General features: G+C 48.5%; 2 protein-coding genes and 1 pseudogene. 1 reads left to right on the plus strand and 2 read right to left on the minus strand.

Annotated elements, in window-relative coordinates; translation table 11 throughout:
• Positions 1–94 precede the first annotated feature (94 nt).
• A complete protein-coding gene (locus HMPREF3140_RS02840) occupies positions 95–511 on the plus strand; it encodes a hypothetical protein (protein WP_004181739.1) in 417 nt (138 codons plus the stop codon).
• Between the two features lie 413 nt (positions 512–924).
• Here HMPREF3140_RS02840 and HMPREF3140_RS29190 read toward each other — a convergent pair whose 3' ends face one another.
• Together HMPREF3140_RS29190 and HMPREF3140_RS29195 are read right to left on the minus strand one after the other, a co-directional pair.
• Positions 925–1,224 (minus strand): HNH endonuclease, encoded by a 300-nt coding sequence (locus HMPREF3140_RS29190; protein ID WP_323807265.1) that lies wholly within the window; start codon positions 1,222–1,224, stop codon positions 925–927.
• A 21-nt stretch (positions 1,225–1,245) separates the two neighbouring features.
• Positions 1,246–1,611: pseudogene (locus HMPREF3140_RS29195) on the minus strand (hypothetical protein); the annotation flags it as partial.

A 1,611-nucleotide genomic window follows, 5' to 3' on the forward strand; every position in this document is an offset into this window, starting at 1 on the left:
CAGCAAAAGTTCGATTTATTCAACAAAGCCGAGTAGTATGCTTTGGGTCGATGAACTAAGTCGCCGATTTAGATGAGAATTTAACGAGGTAGGCATGCGTAAAATATTAGGGCTATTGTTGCTGTCTCTTGCTCCCCAAGTTTCACACGCAGATACAGCTCCTTTCACTCTGTCGCAAATTTGCCTGGCAGGCGTGGCCACCTTCTACGGAAGAAGCATCGATATCATGAAAGCCCAAGTTTTACCGGAAGGTGAAATTCGCGTTACCTACAACAGACCTGAAGATGGCAGACCGTTTTCATTCAAATGCAGGAATCACCCCAAGAGCAACTATCGCCTCAACCTCCTTGACGAAAGCCTTAATGGGGCGCGGTGGTACGGAGAGGATATGGCTGATAAACAGACATTTTATACCGTAAAAGACAATATCCTAATCATAAGGACCGTAGGTAATGGTGTTCAGTTAGCGGAGGATTTCTACAGACCGTCTAACTTTCCCCCATCTAAGTAGCAATGTTTAGAGCGGAGCACATTTACAGTAGGCAGCCAACGAGATGCGGGTAGGCGTGAAGACCATTTACAAGTATTTCCCTGCGGGATAAGGATGATCACCTACAAGCCGTATGCAAGAGCTCGTAGGTGATCAAGGCTGTATAGGCAGTGAACAGCCTTTGACATTTTACGAGCCTGTACATAAGTTTATGAACTTATTTCCTGTCTTTTGAAATACCGAATATACATTAAAATCCCGGAGATAACGTTTAAAACCATAAATTAGTGGAGTGGTAGTAAGTAAATCATGTTTTACTAAAAATAGATTTTAAATATATTTCCTTCTTGTAATGTAAAATTGTACTTAGTGTTATGGCAACGCGCATGCAGGGCTCCGGTTAACAGTATTTCGTGTCTGTAGAATGCCAGCATTCAGCCGGCGGGTCTCATCATGGCGCGAAGTTCTTCAACGGATAACGGTTTTGCCTCATTGCCCCGATGAATCATGGCGTGGCAGTTCGGGCACAACGGGACCAGCTCGTTAACCGGGTCAATCTGATAGGCAGCCCCGAGTGTTCTCAGCGGCCGGATATGATGAACGTGAATAAATCCTCTGCCGTGCTCGCCCCAGGTTTTCTCAAAATCGAATCCGCAGCACTGACAGATGGCACCATGATACTCAATACAGGCCCGCCGGGCTGTGGGGTCGCGTTCGTATGCATTAACGGTGATGGTTTTCGTTGCACCTTCACTTTAGCTGCCGGCCACGGCCAGTTCCTCAGGGTACGGACTGGCCGTGAAGTCGGCGTACCAGACGGTGCCCTCTTTTCTCAGAAAAGGTTTTTCCAGCCGGCGCTCAAAATCCTGAATGACCGCGACGTCCGGCGCATCCGGACTGGTGGCCTGCACCATATTGAAGGTGTAGAGGTCGTATCCCCCGAGGATATAGCCGATATGCTCAACTGCCTGGGTGTAGCCGGGATTCTTCCTGAGTCTGGCGTTGTACTCCCACGATTCCCGCAGGATGACAGCGCGCTCCTGGTCGCGCTCAACGTCCCATGCCCCGAAGATGGGGTCAGTTTGGATATCGAAAATTATTGTACTATAAGGGCTTCCCCG

It is taken from the genome of Klebsiella sp. HMSC16A12, assembly GCF_001808265.1.
Taxonomy (GTDB): domain Bacteria; phylum Pseudomonadota; class Gammaproteobacteria; order Enterobacterales; family Enterobacteriaceae; genus Klebsiella; species Klebsiella pneumoniae.

Coding starts and splice junctions, on each gene's coding strand:
- HMPREF3140_RS02840 (WP_004181739.1), top strand. CDS start 95: ATGCGTAAAATATTAGGGCTATTGTTGCTGTCTCTTGCTCCCCAAGTT.